Below are 260 nucleotides of genomic sequence, written 5' to 3' on the forward strand. Positions count from 1 at the left end.
GCTGGTGCAGGGATGATCAAGCCTGGGGTGCTATCGTTGGTGCTTGTACCTGTACCGAATGTGCCTTGTACGGGATCGGTATTGTCCAAGTACTGTGTCGGGGCTGCTGGCGCTGTTGGCGCTATGGTGTCCACAGTCAATGTTAATGCTGGGCTTGGATCGCTTTCATTACCCGCGGCATCCGTCAAGGTGTAGCTCAGCTTATGTTCACCTTCAGACAACGGAGTCGTTGGTGTCAAGGTGCCTGTCGCTGCATCATA

The 260-nt window shown here is 54.2% G+C and carries 1 protein-coding gene; it reads right to left on the reverse strand.

Features of this window, described 5'->3' with window-relative positions:
* A partial coding sequence (locus EXE09_RS18925; RefSeq protein WP_165382096.1) for an Ig-like domain-containing protein occupies positions 1-260 on the reverse strand: 260 nt, incomplete at both ends.

The sequence above is a fragment of the Acinetobacter sp. WCHAc060025 genome, from assembly GCF_004209355.1.
Taxonomy (GTDB): Bacteria; Pseudomonadota; Gammaproteobacteria; order Pseudomonadales; family Moraxellaceae; genus Acinetobacter; species Acinetobacter wuhouensis.